The 14,598-nt window shown below is 64.8% G+C and carries 14 protein-coding genes; 8 read left to right on the forward strand and 6 right to left on the reverse strand.

Translation table 11 applies throughout. The features are described from left to right. Positions 1-220: 220 nt before the first annotated feature. Positions 221-733, forward strand: a complete 513-nt coding sequence (locus tag BB28_RS09120; RefSeq protein WP_126315385.1) for a hypothetical protein — start codon at positions 221-223, stop codon at positions 731-733. Here BB28_RS09120 and BB28_RS09125 read toward each other — a convergent pair. Further along, positions 708-992, reverse strand: coding sequence for a hemophore-related protein (locus BB28_RS09125; protein ID WP_046253276.1), 285 nt, complete (start codon positions 990-992; stop codon positions 708-710). The two genes, BB28_RS09120 and BB28_RS09125, sit on opposite strands and share 26 nt — an antisense overlap. Before the next feature lie 118 nt (positions 993-1,110). Here BB28_RS09125 and BB28_RS25640 point away from each other — a divergent pair, with 118 nt between their 5' ends. Next, positions 1,111-1,479, forward strand: coding sequence for a hypothetical protein (locus BB28_RS25640; RefSeq protein ID WP_126315386.1), 369 nt, complete (start codon positions 1,111-1,113; stop codon positions 1,477-1,479). 559 nt (positions 1,480-2,038) lie between these two features. Here BB28_RS25640 and BB28_RS25045 read toward each other — a convergent pair. After that, on the reverse strand, positions 2,039-2,551 hold the full coding sequence (locus BB28_RS25045) for a hypothetical protein (RefSeq protein ID WP_126315387.1): 513 nt from the start codon (positions 2,549-2,551) through the stop codon (positions 2,039-2,041). 350 nt (positions 2,552-2,901) lie between these two features. On the opposite strand from BB28_RS25045, the gene BB28_RS09140 reads away from it, so the two are divergent. Further along, positions 2,902-3,855 carry a LysR family transcriptional regulator gene (locus tag BB28_RS09140; RefSeq protein WP_064393578.1) on the forward strand — a complete coding sequence of 318 codons (954 nt, stop codon included), beginning with the start codon at positions 2,902-2,904 and terminating at the stop codon, positions 3,853-3,855. A 344-nt stretch (positions 3,856-4,199) separates the two neighbouring features. Here the strand turns inward: BB28_RS09140 and BB28_RS09145 are convergent, their stop codons facing one another. Further along, the gene (locus BB28_RS09145; protein ID WP_046253278.1) at positions 4,200-4,916 is read right to left on the reverse strand and encodes a DUF5642 family protein; all 717 of its coding nucleotides are present in this window, start codon (positions 4,914-4,916) and stop codon (positions 4,200-4,202) included. A 59-nt stretch (positions 4,917-4,975) separates the two neighbouring features. On the opposite strand from BB28_RS09145, the gene BB28_RS09150 reads away from it, so the two are divergent. The 3 genes from BB28_RS09150 (at position 4,976) to BB28_RS09160 (ending at position 8,595) form a co-directional block, all read left to right on the forward strand. Next, positions 4,976-5,707, forward strand: coding sequence for a VIT1/CCC1 transporter family protein (locus tag BB28_RS09150; protein WP_046253279.1), 732 nt, complete (start codon positions 4,976-4,978; stop codon positions 5,705-5,707). Between the two features lie 84 nt (positions 5,708-5,791). Further along, the gene (locus BB28_RS09155) at positions 5,792-7,792 is read left to right on the forward strand and encodes an ABC transporter ATP-binding protein (protein ID WP_081252362.1); all 2,001 of its coding nucleotides are present in this window, start codon (positions 5,792-5,794) and stop codon (positions 7,790-7,792) included. Next, entirely contained in the window at positions 7,789-8,595 is an 807-nt protein-coding gene (locus BB28_RS09160; RefSeq protein ID WP_046253281.1) for an energy-coupling factor transporter transmembrane component T family protein, read from the forward strand. The genes BB28_RS09155 and BB28_RS09160 overlap by 4 nt, the downstream gene beginning before the upstream one ends. 80 nt (positions 8,596-8,675) lie before the next feature. Here the strand turns inward: BB28_RS09160 and BB28_RS09165 are convergent, their stop codons facing one another. Genes BB28_RS09165 through BB28_RS09175 form a run of 3 tightly spaced genes read right to left on the reverse strand, consistent with a single transcriptional unit; the run spans position 8,676 to position 11,606 of the window. Continuing rightward, a complete protein-coding gene (locus BB28_RS09165; RefSeq protein ID WP_046253282.1) occupies positions 8,676-9,938 on the reverse strand; it encodes an ABC transporter substrate-binding protein in 1,263 nt (420 codons plus the stop codon). Continuing rightward, positions 9,938-10,753 (reverse strand): carbohydrate ABC transporter permease, encoded by an 816-nt coding sequence (locus BB28_RS09170; RefSeq protein ID WP_046253283.1) that lies wholly within the window; start codon positions 10,751-10,753, stop codon positions 9,938-9,940. The genes BB28_RS09165 and BB28_RS09170 overlap by 1 nt, the downstream gene beginning before the upstream one ends. Next, positions 10,740-11,606 carry a carbohydrate ABC transporter permease gene (locus BB28_RS09175; protein WP_046253284.1) on the reverse strand — a complete coding sequence of 289 codons (867 nt, stop codon included), beginning with the start codon at positions 11,604-11,606 and terminating at the stop codon, positions 10,740-10,742. The genes BB28_RS09170 and BB28_RS09175 overlap by 14 nt, the downstream gene beginning before the upstream one ends. 53 nt (positions 11,607-11,659) lie before the next feature. Between BB28_RS09175 and BB28_RS09180 the strand changes: the two genes are divergently transcribed. Both BB28_RS09180 and BB28_RS09185 read left to right on the forward strand, forming a co-directional pair. Next, positions 11,660-13,174: a TldD/PmbA family protein gene (locus BB28_RS09180; RefSeq protein ID WP_046253285.1), complete on the forward strand. Its 1,515-nt coding sequence runs from the start codon at positions 11,660-11,662 to the stop codon at positions 13,172-13,174. Continuing rightward, positions 13,171-14,547: a metallopeptidase TldD-related protein gene (locus BB28_RS09185; RefSeq protein ID WP_046253286.1), complete on the forward strand. Its 1,377-nt coding sequence runs from the start codon at positions 13,171-13,173 to the stop codon at positions 14,545-14,547. Before BB28_RS09180 ends, BB28_RS09185 begins: the two co-directional genes overlap by 4 nt. Positions 14,548-14,598 lie beyond the last annotated feature (51 nt).

Raw genomic sequence — 14,598 nt, forward strand, 5'->3', positions numbered from 1 at the left:
GGCTTGGCCACGCCAGCGGTCGGGTGTGACGGGTATGTCCAAAACTGGTCAGAGGCTCGATATCGCACGCCTGTTAGTCGGACGGTGGAGGCTCGGCTTCCTAACGTCGAATAGTCGACGTCGTTATCTAGTCTGCCCATGGGCGAGGATTATGCGGGTGCTGTCAGTTAGTTTCTGGTAGCCGGGTTGCGTCTTGCATCGACCAAACGTGAGGTGGGCAGTGAGGAACACGGTGGGCCTCAGCATCGTCTGGATGGTCGGTGCTCTCGTGTCGTGCTCAAGTGCCCCGGCGCTCCCGCCGATGGATACCGAGATCAGCGACGGCCCGCTGGCTTGCAAGGTTGAGCAAGTGGTGCGCTTCGGCAACATGGTCCCGATGCTCACCTCGCGTGGGTCCCTGCCGCGGCCGACCGGATACTGGGCAGCGTTCTCGATTCTGGTCACGAACAACGGCACGGAGAAGTCGACCGCATTCACCGTCGCCGACCAGTCGCTGGACACCTCGCAAGGGACCGTCGTGCCCCTGCCGAAGATCGAGCAGTTCTTGGGTAATCCTGACGATGTTCTCGCCGGGGACCACGAGACGTACACCGTTGCCTTCGAGGTGCTTCCGGGAGCGATCATGCAGTCCCTGACTCTGCATTGCGGTGCGAAGTCGATCACGGTGGGCATCGACAAACCGGTTGACCCCGGCACCGCAGCGGCCGCTAGATCCAGGGTTGGCGATCGTTGAACCAGGCTTGGTAGTCGGGATGCTCGTTGAGGAAGGGCTGAATCTCGCCGCGGCGCAGCTCCCACGGGAACCCGTGAACGCGCGCGAACTCGGCGGCTAGGTCGGGATGGGCGTCGAGGTAGTTCTGAACATCGGACGGGTACGGGCCGTTGTCGTTAGTCGGGCACCGATACGGGCAGGTGTTGGTCCACGTGGGATACCAGTAGTTCCAGTAGCCACTGTTGGACCAGTCATAGGGATATGTACTGTCCCAGGCCAAGTCTCGCCACCAGCGCCAGGGGTAGCGCCACTGATGGCGGGTATAGAGATCTGAATCGTCATGACCGGGCTTGGTGCTCTCCTTGTGGCCGGGCTCATTGCCGGCAGACGGGGTTGGCTTGGGCGATGTGCCCGAGGTGGTCGGTGCGGCCGAGGTCGCAGTTTCCGGCCGGTCGGTTGCGGCGGTGGTCGGCGGCGTCGTCGCTCCCGGTGGTGCGTCGGTGCCTCCCGCCGAGACTGACGGTGTCGGAGTGGCGGATTCAAGATTTGGCGTCACAGGACTCACGGGCGCGGTCGCGGAGGGTTCAAGTCTTGCCGGAGCCGGAGCCGGAGGCGCCGATCCTCCCGGCGTGGACACGACAGGCGCTGGCGCGGATATCACCGGCGCGGGCGCGGGAGCGGGCGGGTCCGGCGGTGCTGCCCAACCGATTCCGGGAAACCCGACCATCGAGACCGACACCACCACCAGTGTCGACATCAACTGGTAGCGCCAACTAGCCCGAGAGCGGTACATCGACATGAACACCCTTATCGTTTCGGCAGAAAAGGTCGCGCCGGTTTATCTTGAATTCGATACTGATGGGGGTATTGGGCGCTATAAGAGTGCCGCTACAATACGTTTCACATGCAGTTTTGTGCATGTCCGCCTAACTGCCTCAAACAGTATCAAATGAGGCATTAGGCCTAGCTGTGACAAACCCAAGATCATTCTGAACATTTCCTGAATACGTGCAGCATGGCAATTACTATTATGTACAGCCTGTCTTATTAGAAACCCGGCAGTGCCGTGGCGGGGCCGTCGGTCCACGGCGAAATGACAATCGTACGAACGACACCCTCAGATGTTTCCCCCAACAGTAGATTTCTGCCTCGATCCAGCGTTCGGCCGTCAGGGGAAATGCACGTTCGCTCATCAGAACTTCCTCGTCATAAGCCGCAACGCCAAGCGCCGTTACGGGCACCATGGTTGTCGGCAACGGCGGCGACGAGTACAGATGCGTAATTGGCGTACCGGGGTTTGGCCGGTGGCTCCACGAGCCCGGCAGGCTACGGAAGCTGCTGATCGTCGTAGGGGCCAACGGTCATCTGCTGGATGGAAACCTCGTGTGTGGGAAGGGTCATCGACACGGCCCAAGCAGTTTGTGTCGATCCCGGGATCTCCATGATCAGGCGGTGGTTATCACGGGACTCGTGTCCTTCTTCGGTGGAGTCCACAACGGTGCTGGTCGGATCGGTCGGATCGGCATCCTGGAGCTGCGCCGGGCGGTACCGCATGGCGTTGACGGCACTGAGGGTGCGCCCCAAGCGTGCGGCAACTTTACGTGCCGGTATCGATCGATCGCGGGCCAGCGCGATGTCCTCGGAGGCCCATGAGCGGACGTTTGAACGTTGCGATGTACGTAGACGCCAGCGGCTCGTCCAGCTTTCGTCGGCGGCGTCGTTGATTGGCTCCCAGTAACGAAGCTGAGCTTCAGCTATTTCCTGCGCGCGTTGCGTCTCGTCGGTGAAGCACTTAACGCACCGACAACCAGATTGAAATCCCGCTACGCCGTGTTTCATAGGCACTCCCTTCGGGTGGTTCGCCTTACCGTTAACCAGCCGCGGAAGAGGGAAGTTGGGGCTTGGCGGTTCCGGTTTGAACGTTGATGATTGGTCTATGTGTCTTTTTGATTCTGCGCTTATCGTGCTAAGTCAGGACATGCAGCAGATAGGCATGACACGTGACACCCATTTCAGGTTGGCGGGGCATTGTCGTCCAATACCAACCACCCGTTGGATTCATAGTCTGTAGACAATCGTGCGAGGTCCATCCGTTGGCTGTCTGAGGGGGATTGATCTACATCACATTCGGTGCGCAACAGGCTCGGTTGTGTTGCGGGGTGGTCCGTTTTTAACGCAATACTGTTGTGGTGAAGTCGGTTGATCTGAGCCCGCGGGTGCTGCAGCAGTTCTGTGTTCTTGCCCAGGAGAAGCATTTTGGGCGGGCAGCCGATCGTCTCTACATCAGCCAGCCTTCGCTGAGCCAGGCGATCAGCAGGCTAGAGCAGTCCCTGGGGGTGACGCTGTTGGTCAGAACCTCGCGCGCCGTCGAGCTCACGCCCGCGGGTCAGGCATTCGCCGCCGAAATTGAAGGAATTCTTCAGGCACAGCAGGCGGCCGTGATGCGTGCGCGTCGTATCGCCCGCGGCGAGGAGAGTCGGCTCAGGCTGGGGGCGACGGATTCCCTTGCGTACACGATCGTTCCCGCGCTGCTGCGTCGATGTCAGCAGGATCTGCCGCACTTGCAGATAGTGCTGCAAGACCACAGATACGACGAACTGATCGAACGCACGAAGTCCGGGCATGTTGATGTGGCGATAATGTACGGCCCGCTAGGTGATTTGACGGGGCTGTCGGCGTCGATGGTGACGACCGAGCCCATAATGGTCGCGTTATCCGCCGACCACCGGTTGGCGCAAGAACCGCACGTGGCCATCGGAGACCTTGCGGGAGAGGGCTTCGCGTTGCCATGGACGGCACATACATCCCTCGTGAGCGAACTCGTATCCATGTGCGAATCTGCTGGCTTCACCCCCCGGCAGGCCGCGAGCGCGAACACCACGATTGGGCTGATTGCCCACGTCGCTTCCGGATCATGCATAGCATTCGTGCCGTCCCGGATGCGCTACATCATCGCACCGCCGGAGGTCGTCCTAAAGCCGTTGGTGGCCAGCGGAATATCTTCAGGCTCACCAGAACTTCCGCGCGCCATCCAGACGCAGATACTCGCTCTCACTCGCGCGGGGTCACATGATCCCGCTATCGACACCATTCTGAAACTCCTGCACGATCCGGCGGTTCACGGACTACCCGAAATGTCTTGAGAGTCCGGCGCAGGCAATTGGATGCCAATCACATGTGGCATGAGAATCCGTCAGCTAGCGCCTGGGTGCGGCGTATTCTGGAGCCATGAAGCGACCACGTAATGTGGCGCGAGTTCTCTGCTCGACACTCGCTGTCGGAGCTCTGGCTTTAGCGCCAATGATCTTGCCCAGCCCCGGGGCGGGCACCGCACACGCGACCGTATGTGCCTCCGCCGGAAGCACTTCCAAATGTGAGGGTGCGCCCAGCTCGGCCTGGTACGGCTACGGGTACTACCCGCCCGGTGCGTACTGGGGAATGCCCGGGTACCCGCCCCTTGCTGCGGGGGCGGGCATTCCGGTTCGCTCTATCCCTTAACGGCGTTGACGGCCTTCACGAAGACATCCGATAGCTCGTTGCGGTCGACATCTCCCATGCCCGACACCGACACGGCGTGGTGGTCGTCGAGCTGAGCGGAGTAGGCGATCTGCACCATCTCCTTCTCCATGCCGGGCGCGCTGATCTTGATGTTGGTGGACGTCCCGGTCGTCTTCACGCCGTCGATGGCGGGTGCGTCGATCTTCTCGCCGGTGCCCTCTGCCATGCCGGCGATCGACAGCGAGAACTTGTCGCATGCCCCGTTGGTGGTGTCGGCGGGGATCGGGCTGACCGTCTCCATCGCCGCGGCGATGATCATCGTCTTGGACATCGGGTCTCCGTTGCCCTTGGCGCCGGTGACACCCTGCATGGACGTCCCGGTCACCTGTGGGAAGGCGCCCAGCATCTTGTCGGCGCATTCCTGCGGGGTGAAGGTGGCCTTGTCGAAGATGCCCTTCATCTGATCGAGCATCGCCTGGGTCACGGTGGTCTTGGGCTGCACCTCGACGGTGTATCCGGCGGGGAACTGGTCCTTGATGGCGTCGATCTTGGCGATATCGAAGCTGTTCGCGGCCGCCGTGGAGGTGGCGGCGCTGCTGCTGGCCGATGAGCCCGCCGACTCGTCCTTCTTGTCATTGCTCGAACAGCCCAGCATCAGTCCGCCGGCCAGCACCACGGTGCCGAAGACGGTCAGTGAACGATTCATAGTGGTAATTCCCCTCTGAGCAGTGCGTTTTCAGGAACCTGGAAGTAGATTCGTACATCGTGGCACTCGACGGCTCTGCGGGATCTGCCGAACTACCGCATGAATTTGACCACACGCACCCAGACGTGTCCGGGGGATGGTTGCGTGCGGCCACCTTCGGAGCGATGGATGGCCTGGTTACCAACACCGCGCTGGTGGCCGGTGTGGGTGCTAGCGGGCTCGACACGCACGCGATCGTGCTGACCGGGGCGGCCAGCCTGGTGGCGGGTGCGTTCTCGATGGCGCTGGGCGAGTTCACGTCGGTATCGACGTCCAATTCGCAGATCGAGCACGAGGCGAGTGTGGAACGCCGGGCCATCCAGTTGCACCCCGATGCCGAGAAGAAGGAGCTCATCGCCATGCTCGGCGATATCGGGCTCTCACCGCAGACCGCGTCCGCGGCCGCCGACGAGATCCACCAGGACGAGAACACCGCGGTGACGATTCACCTCACCCGAGAACTCGGCATCAATCCCAACGACACTCCGTCGCCGTGGGTGGCCGCCATCTCCTCGTTCCTGACCTTCTCGGTGGGTGCGGTGGTGCCACTGATCCCGTTCCTGTTGGGATTCGCGTCACTGCTGGCGGGGCTGGCCTGCGGGGGAGTGGGCTTGTTGGTCGCCGGTTGGGCCGCGGGGCGCTTCACGGCGCGAGCGCCCTGGTTGAGCGCGTTGCGGCAGTTGGCATTCGGTGCCATCGCTATCGGCGCCACCTACGTGATAGGTCATCTGATCGGCGTCGCAGTGAATTAGCGCCGCGGCGCGCGAAGCTGAGAATGGGCTGAGAGCGGGCGCACCGGCTGGCAGAATTGTGAAGTGAATTTCACCAGGGTGCCGCTGAAACCCGATGAATTGGCGCAGGCGGCCGTCATGGCCGCGCTCACCGCCGCCATGGTCATCGTCGGGGTCGCCCTCCCGATCTTGGGAGCGGTCCAGCTACTCGGTGCCGTACCCATGGGTCTGCTCGGCTATCGCTACCGCGTGCGCGTGCTGCTGGCCGCCGCCGTGGCCGGCGGCGTCATCGCCTTCCTGCTCGCCGGGCTCGGTGGTTTGATCGCCATGGGCAACTGCGTCTACATCGGGGGCCTGACCGGTGTGGTGCGCCGACGCGGACACGGCATGCCCCTGTTGACGGTGCTCGGGGTCATTTGCAGCGCGATCATCGCTGCTTTGGCAGTCGGTGCGCTGGCCCTGCTGAACCGGATGCGCACGCTGCTCTTCGATGCCCTGCGCGCCTCGCTGGAGGGCCTGTTCAAGATGATCGGCCACATCCCGCACCTGGAGCCCGTGGGCGTGAATGCGACGAACGCCATCGACTTCGCGATGCGCAACTGGGTGTGGTTCATCGGTGGCATCGTTTTCGTGTTCGTGCTGTTCAACGCGTTGTTCGGCTGGTGGGTGCTCTCCCGCGTGATCAAGCGCCTGGCCGTGATTCCTGATGTGCACCAGCTTGATCCGCCGACGCTGGCCGGTGCGGTGGGTCCGGTGCCCGCGCGCTTACGCGACGTGCGATTCCGTTATCCGCGCGGTGAATCCGATGCCTTGGCGCCACTTTCGATGAGCATCGACGTCGGCGAGCATGTCGCCATTACCGGGCCCAACGGTTCGGGCAAGAGCACCTTGATGCGTATCCTGGCCGGGCGTGAGCCCACCTCGGGGGAGATCGAGCGCCCGGGTTCGGTGGGCCTCGGCGCCATCGGCGGCACCGCAATCGTCATGCAGCACCCGGAAAGTCAGGTGCTGGGCACCAAGGTTGCCGACGACGTGGTGTGGGGCTTGCCCGCCGACCACGACGTCGACATCGAGGGCCTGCTGCGCGAAGTCGGTCTGGAGGGGATGGCCGAGCACAGCACCTCCTCGCTGTCGGGCGGGGAGCTGCAACGGCTGGCGGTGGCCTCGGCGCTGGCACGCGACCCCGCACTGTTGGTGGCCGACGAGATCACCAGCATGGTCGATCCGAAGGGGCGCGAGGATCTGCTGGGTGTGCTGTCCCGACTCACCGATCAGCACCGGATGTCGTTGGTGCACATCACCCATTTCCAGTCCGAGGCCGCCGCCGCGGACCGCGAGATCGCGCTGCGGGCGGTCAACGGCAAGACGGCGACCACGGCGATTCAGACGGTGCCGGTGCCCACCACGACGGCCGCCCGGCCCAATACTGAGTCGCCCGTTGTTCTGGAATTCGATTCCGTCGCGCATCAGTACGCCAACGGAACTCCCTGGGCGAAAACGGCATTGCACGATGTGTCGCTGGCGGTGCACGAGGGTGATGGTGTGCTGATCCATGGCGGCAACGGTTCGGGCAAGTCGACGCTGGCCTGGATCGCCGCCGGCCTCACCAAACCAACCTCCGGGCAGTGTCTGCTGGACGGCAAGCCGGTCTCTGATCAGGTCGGGTCGGTGGCCATCAGCTTTCAGGCCGCCCGGTTGCAGCTGCTGCGCAGCCGCGTCGACTACGAAATAGCTTCGGCAGCAGGATTTTCCGTCCGCAATACCGACCGCATCGTGGCTGCGCTGGCCAGCGTCGGGCTCGAAGCAGACCTGATCAAGCGTCCCATCGATCAGCTCAGCGGCGGCCAGATGCGCCGGGTGGTGCTGGCCGGGCTGCTGGCGCGTTCCCCGCGCGCCCTGATTCTCGATGAGCCGCTCGCGGGCCTGGATGCCGAGTCGCAGGCGGGTCTGCTGCGGCTGCTGGTTCAGGTACGCGAGCGCGAACGGCTCACCATCGTGGTCATCTCGCATGACTTCGATGGCATGCAGGAACTGTGTCCGCGCACGGTGCATCTGCAATCCGGGGTACTGCTGCCCGAATCGGTCGGGTCGGGGAGTCGCTCATGACGACGACACGTGCACCGCGCCGCCCGGTGGTTCTGCTGCGCCCGGTCCCGGGAACCTCCCCGATCCATAGGTTGTGGGCCGGGACCAAACTTATTGCGGTATTCCTCATCTCGGTGCTGCTGACCTTGTTCCCCACCTGGACGGCAATCGGGGCGGTGGCGGCTCTGGTGATCATTACCGCGTGGCTGGCGCATATCCCGCGCGGTGCGGTGCCCACCATCCCGATCTGGATGCTGGCGCTGGTGATTGGTGGCAGCCTCACGGTGTTCTTCAGCGGCGGGCCGCCGTTCTGGCATATCGGTGGCCTCACCATCGGATTCCACGGCGTGCTCGCGGTGGCGCGCACGACTGCGGTGGCGCTGGTGCTACTGGGCACGGGAGCCATGGTGTCGTGGACGACCAATGTCTCCGAGATCGCGCCCGCGGTGGCGCTACTGGGGCGCCCGCTGAAGGTCTTCGGCATTCCCGTCGACGAGCGTGCAGCCACGCTGGCGCTGGCGCTGCGCTCGTTCCCCATGCTGTCCGACGAGTTCCGGGTGCTCATCGCGGCCCGCAGGCTGCGTCCGCCTCAGGTGCGTGAGGGCAGGCGCGGGCTGGGCTGGGTGGCCGAGGTGGTCGACATGCTCACCGCGGCCATCACCGTCGCGCTGCGGCGTGCCTCCGAAATGGGCGATGCCATCACCGCGCGCGGTGGCAGCGGGCAGATCGCGGCGCATCCGCACCGGCCTGGCCGGTGGGATGCTGTGGCCCTGCTGGTACTCATCGCGGTCGGAACTGCGGTCGTGCTGTTCGAGGTGCTGTAGCTCGAGAGGTTGGCGTCGAGTGTGCCGATGATGTCGATTTTTGGCTGAATCTCGACCGAATCCGCACACTCGGCGCGGAGTTACTTCTCCAGCGCCTTGTTCGCCGCCTGCTGCGCTTGTTGCAGCGCGGTGTTCACGTCCAGACGGCCCAGGAACATCTCGGCGAAATACGGTTTCAGCGCGGCGAATCCGGCTCCGAATCCCTGCCCGCCCGGAGCCGCGATCTGCTGACCTTCGAGCACCTGGAAGAACGGAGTGACGTCGACGCCCTTGCCCGCCCAATGCTGAAAGTAGGGCTCGCGCGCACTGAGCACGGCGGGGATGGCCGAGCCGCTGCGGCCCAGGAACGCATTCCCGTCGGCGCTACCCATCCAGCCTAGTACACGTTTGGTCGCCTCAGGGTGAGGTGAGGACGAATTGGCGGCGGCCACAATGCCGTTGGTGACGCTGACCCGGCCCTGCGGCCCCGCCGGCATCATCGCCACACCCCAGGGGAAGGTGGCGTTGGCCTGGATCTGCGCCAAGTTGTAGGTGCCCGACTGAAACAGTGCCATCCGACCCTGCAAGAACTGGTTGCGCGAAAAGTCGTTGTTGGTGTTGGTGTCGGCGGCCGAGGGCGCCACCTTGTCGACGTTGATGAGATCGACCAGGTAGGTGAACGCCATCTCGGCGCGGGGGTTGGCGAAGGCGAACCTGTCGTCGGCCTGGAAGACGGCCCCCGCCGATCCGAGATAGTTCAGATAGATGCCCTGTAAGTCGTTGGCGGCGTTGTACCCCCAATGCCCGGGCCCGGTGAGCCGGTGCAGCATTGGGCGGAGGGTGTCGACGGCGGGGTCGGCATCCCAGCGCAGCTCCGCTAGCTCGGCCGGGTCCACCTGCGCCTGGTCGAGAAGATTCTTGTTGTAGTACAACGCAATCCCGGCATCGCTGAGCTGCGGGACACCCCAGAGCTTGCCACCGCGGGTGAACTGGGCCACCACCGATGGATCCCAATCTGCCTGCCGATCAACGGGGACGAGGTTTCCGGTATCGGCGTAATCGGACAGGTAGGCGTTACTGAGCCAGAAGATGTCGTCGGCGCCGTGCCCGGCCACATCGGTGCGCAGGCTGTTGAAGTAACTCGCATACGACGTCACGGTCACGGCGACCTGGATGTCAGGATTGCGTCGACTGAACTCGTCGAATGAGCTGCGGTAGGCCTTGGCCACCTGCTCATCCCACACCCGGACGGTGACCACCGTTTTGCCGTGAGCGGTCTTCGGAATTCCGAGCCAGACGGCAATTCCGAAGAGCAGCAGCGTCACCAGCCCAAGGACCAAGGCTGCGCGGGTGGAGGACTTCATCACTTGAGTCCGCTCAAGGTGATGGATCGGACGATGTACTTCTGGAAGGCGATGAACAGGATCACCAACGGCACGATCGCCACGGTGGTCGCCGCCATCACGATGGGCCACTGCGCGTTGAACTGAGATTGCAGCCCGGCCGTGGCCACGGTGAGTACCCGCCAGTTGCCGCCGCTGGTGATCACCAATGGCCACATGAAGTTGTTCCACTGCGACACCACGGTGATGAGGGTCAGCGTGATCAGGATGGGCCTGCTGACCGGCACCACTACATGCCACAGGATGTCGAGCGTGTTGGCGCCGTCCAGGCGGGCCGCACGGATCAGGTCGTTGGGGATGGTGCGGAAGTGTTCACGCAGCAGGAAGATCGCGTAGGGCGATCCGAACATGAACGGGATGACCAATGCCCAGAACGTGTTCCGCAGCCCCACCTGCGTCAGCATCAGGTACATCGGCACCACGGTCACCGTCGCCGGAATCATCAGCGTGGCCAGATACACCCAGAACAGTCCGTCGCGCCCCGGGAACTGCAGTCGCGCAAAGGCATACGCGGCCAACACGGAGAACGTCAGCTGGCCGATCACGATGATCGCCGTCATCAACACTGTCACCAGGGCCGCGCGCCCGAACCCGGCGTCGGCCAGCCCGGTGTAGTTGGCGATCGTGAACGGATTCGGCGGGGCCAACGGAGAGTCGGCAGAGAACTGCCGCGTCGTCTTCAGCGATGCCGACAGGGCGAACAGGAACGGCCCCAGAGTCAGTGCCGCGCCGAGTATCAGGAGGAGATAGACGAGCGCATTCCTAGACCAGGTCATAGCTCACCCGCGTCCGGAAGTAGCGGTGCTGAATCACCGTAACGGCGACCAGGATCAGGAACAGGATCAGCGACATGGCGGCCGAACGCCCGACATGGGCGGACTCGAATGCCTCGGCGTAGACGCGGTGTGCGGCCAGGTCGGTGCGGTTCTGCGGGCCACCTCCGGTGAGCGCGTACACGGTGTCGAAGGTCTGCACCGCGCTCACCACCCCGGTGACCAGCACGAAGAAGAAGGTGGGCCGCAGCATCGGCAGGGTGATGCGGCGGAACCGCTGCCAGGCGGTCGCGCCGTCCACCCGGGCCGCGTTGTGCACATCGCCCGGGATGGCCAGCAGGCCCGCCATGAAGAACAGTGCCACGTAACCGACGTTCGTCCACACGCTGACCGCCGCCACCACCGGCAGTGCCAGCGAAGGATCGGTGAGCCATTCGATGCGCTGCCCGAGCAGTGTGTTGATGGCGCCATCGGTGGGCGCGAGCATCCAATGCCACAGCACGCCGATGGCCAGCGGCGCGCAGATCCATGGGATGACGTAGATGGTCCGGAATAACACGGTGCCGGGCAGGCCGCGCACCAACAGCGTCGCCGCGGCCAGACCGAGCACGGTCTGCACCGGAATCACCAACGCCACAAAGAGCAGCGTCACCAGCAGGGAGTGGCCGAAGGCGCCGTCGGTGAGCACCGAACGCCAGTTGTCCAGGCCGACGAACTCGATGGGGCCCAGCAGATCCCAGCGGCACAGGCTCAGCCACACCACCACCAGGATGGGCAGCAGGAGAAACGCCGCCACCCCGAACAGGCTCGGGGCCAGCAGCCCATATGCGACGGCTGTCTGCCGCGACCTACTCACGGGGACATTAAACCGCGCGCCGCCACCGGTGTGGCATAGGTACGGTTGAGCGCGTGACTCGGTCCGTAGATTCCGATTTCCTGGCGCTACCTCGCGCTGAACTCGCCGATGCTGCCCTGAACGCGGCGCGCGCCGCCGGCGCCAGCTATGCCGATCTGCGCATCCATCGGCTGATCAACGAGGAGCTGGTGCTGCGCGACGAGCAGGTCGAGACCGCGGTGTCCGGCCGCACCATCGGGCTGGCGGTACGGGTGATCGTCGACGGCACCTGGGGGTTCGCCTCGCATGTGCAGCTCGACACGACCGCTGCGGCCGAGACCGCGCGCCGGGCTGTGGCCGTCGCCCGGGGGCTGCGGAGCCTGAACCGCGAGCGCGTCGAACTGGCGGCCGAGCCCGTCTATGCCGACGTTCAGTGGGTGTCCGAGTACGAGATCGACCCGTTCGGTGTGCCGCAGGCCGACAAGATCGCGGTGCTGCAGGAGTATTCGGCCCGGCTGCTGGCCTCCGACGGGGTGGATCACGCCTCGGCGTCGCTGACGGCGGTCAAGGAGCAGACCTTCTACGCCGACACCTTCGGCTCGTCCATCACTCAGCAGCGCGTCCGGGTCATGTCGCAGCTGGACGCCATCGCCGTCGACGCCGCCACCGGGTCCTTCGAGACCATGCGCACCCTGGCCCCGCCGATGGGCCGCGGCTGGGAGGCCATCGGCAGCGACGGCGTGTGGGACTGGAGCGCCGAGCTGCGCGAGATCCCGGAACTGCTCACCGAGAAGGTGAAGGCGCCCAGCGTCGTCGCCGGCCGCACCGACCTGGTGATCGATCCGACCAACCTGTGGCTGACCATCCACGAATCCATCGGGCACGCCACCGAATACGACAGGGCCATCGGCTATGAGGCCGCCTATGCGGGCACCTCGTTCGCGACCCCCGACAAGCTCGGCACCATGAAGTACGGCTCACCCGTCATGAACGTCACCGCCGACCGCAACGAGGTGCATGGCCTGGCCTCGGTCGGATACGACGACGAAGGCGTGGCCTCGCAGCGCTGGGACCTGGTGCGCGACGGCATCTTCGTCGGCTACCAGCTGGACCGCGTGTTCGCGCCGCGGCTGGGCCAGGAGCGTTCCAACGGCTGCTCGTACGCCGACTCGCCGCACCATGTGCCGATCCAGCGCATGGCCAACGTGTCGCTGCAGGCCTCTCCGGAAGAGCGCAGCACCGACGATCTGATCTCCGGTGTGGAGGACGGCATCTACATCGTGGGCGACAAGTCGTGGTCAATCGATATGCAGCGCTACAACTTCCAGTTCACCGGACAGCGGTTCTACCGCATTCGGGGCGGCAAGCTGGACGGGCAGCTGCGCGATGTCGCCTACCAGGCCACCACCACCGATTTCTGGGGTTCGATGGAAGCCGTTGGCGGCCAATCGACCTGGCGGCTGGGCGGCGCCTTCAACTGCGGTAAGGCCCAACCCGGGCAGGTGGCGGCGGTGAGCCACGGCTGCCCGTCGGCACTGTTCCGCGGCGTCAACGTTCTGAACACCAAGCAGGAAGGTGGTGCCGCGTGATCCCCGCACAGCAGGTCGCCGAGGATGTCCTGGCCGAGGCCGCGCGGCGCGGCGGCGCCGACGACACCATCGTCTTGATTCAGGACAGCAGCGAGGCATCGCTGCGCTGGGCGGGCAGCTCCATGACCACCAACGGTGAGTCGGTGAAGCGCGGCATCGCGGTGATATCGATTCTGCGGCAAGGAGATCAGACCCGAGTCGGCTCGGTGCTCACCGAGGACGCCGATCCGGCCGCGCTCGCGGATCTGGTGGCGGCCAGCCAGGCCGAGGCCGCGGCGGCGTCTCCGTCACGCGATGCCATGCCGTTGCTCGGACCCGGTGAGGGTGCGGGGGAGAGCTGGGATGCGCCGATCTCACCCACCGGCGCCCATGTGTTCGGCTCGCTGGCGGCCGACCTGTCGACGGGCTTCGACGGACCGGACACCCTGTACGGATACGCCCGCCATGAACGCCAGACCACGTTCTTGGCCTCTTCCACCGGGTTGCGCCGCCGGTTCACCCAGCCGACAGGCCAGGTGGAGATCAACGCCAAGCGTGGCGTGGGTAGTGCGTGGGCCGGGGTGTGCACCCCCGAATTCGTGGATGTGCCCACCGAATCGCTGCTGCGCCAACTCAATGAACGACTGACCGCCACGCAGAATCAGATCGAGCTCAAGGCCGGTCGCTACGAGACGCTGCTGCCGCCATCGGCGACCGGCGACCTCATGCAGTACCTGGTGTGGACGATGGGTGGGCGCGGCGCGCACGAGGGCCGCAACGCGTTCGCCGGGCCGGGCGGCACCCGGATCGGGGAGCGTCTGACCGAGCTTCCGGTCACGGTGTACTCGGACCCGTCGTACCCGGGTCTGGAGAGCAGTCCGTTTGTGGCGACCCCGATCTCGCGGGAGTCGTTGTCGGTGTTCGACAACGGGATCGGCATCGAACGCGTCGACTGGGTGCGTGATGGCGTGATCAACGCGCTGAGCTACTCGCGTGCCGACGCCGCGGAATTCGGTGCCGAGCCGACGGTGGGCGCCGACAACCTCATCATGACCGGGGGAGGCGGGGCGACGCTGGAGGAGATGATCGCCGCCACCGAGAACGGTCTGCTGTTGACCACGCTGTGGTACATCCGCGATGTGGACCCGACGACGCTGCTGCTGACCGGGCTTACCCGTGACGGGGTGTACCTGGTGCGCGATGGCCAGATCACCGGCGCCGTGAACAACTTCCGGTTCAACGAGAGCCCCATCGATCTGCTGCGGCGGGTGACGCAGGTAGGCGTCACCGAGTACACGCTGCCGCGCGAGTGGAGCGATTACGCGACGCGCCAGGCGATGCCGGCGCTGCGGATCCCGGACTTCCACATGTCCTCGGTCAGCGCCGCGCAGTAGGGGTCCGCTCCTCCACACCGAGGTTGTGGCGGATTCGTCTCGCACATCCGC

The organism is Mycobacteroides chelonae CCUG 47445 (assembly GCF_001632805.1).
Lineage (GTDB): Bacteria > Actinomycetota > Actinomycetes > Mycobacteriales > Mycobacteriaceae > Mycobacterium > Mycobacterium chelonae.